Genomic DNA, 210 nt, shown 5'->3' on the forward strand with positions numbered 1-210 from the left:
CGGGTCCCCGCAGCGCACCGTCCCACCGACATCACGACGAAGGAGAACTCATGACCGCCCTCATCCAGACCATCGAGACGCCGGACGGCGCCTTCACGATCCTCGCCGACGACCATCAGCGCGTGCTGGCCTCGGGCTGGACGTCCGACGTCGAGGCGATCCTCGGGCGGCTGTCGGCGGCGAACCGTCCGGAGGCGCTGCGCGATGGTG

1 pseudogene is annotated in these 210 nt (G+C 70.5%); it reads left to right on the plus strand.

Annotation, left to right across the window (positions count from 1 at the left end):
* Nucleotides 1-50 precede the first annotated feature (50 nt).
* Nucleotides 51-210 (plus strand): annotated as a pseudogene (locus DSP71_RS24660) (methylated-DNA--protein-cysteine methyltransferase); the annotation flags it as partial.

Origin of the sequence: Microbacterium sp. H6, assembly GCF_003314775.1 — a bacterium.
In the GTDB taxonomy this organism is placed as follows: domain Bacteria; phylum Actinomycetota; class Actinomycetes; order Actinomycetales; family Microbacteriaceae; genus Microbacterium; species Microbacterium oxydans.